This is a genomic window from Planktothrix tepida PCC 9214 (genome assembly GCF_900009145.1).
GTDB lineage: Bacteria > Cyanobacteriota > Cyanobacteriia > Cyanobacteriales > Microcoleaceae > Planktothrix > Planktothrix tepida.
Window position 1 is genome coordinate 1 of record NZ_LN889894.1, and the last position, 222, is coordinate 222.

Below are 222 nucleotides of genomic sequence, written 5' to 3' on the forward strand. Positions count from 1 at the left end.
AATATTAACTGTTCCTGTAGGAGCATTATTCAAAAGTCCAGAAACCACAGAAGTCGGACTACTATTAACCGTTTCTGCTGTTCCTAATAAGTCAGTATAACTAACTTTGACTTGTACCTTTTTCCCAACTTGCGTTTGAGATAAGGTAAAAGTATTATTAGTCGCTCCACTAATATTAGTCCAGGTGACTCCATTATCAGATGACTCTTGCCATTGATAATT

Annotated in this window: 1 protein-coding gene; it reads right to left on the bottom strand. The window is 36.0% G+C overall.

The features are described from left to right. Positions 1-222: DUF8696 domain-containing protein (locus PL9214_RS31835; protein ID WP_186440523.1), on the bottom strand; the 222-nt coding region annotated here is incomplete at both ends.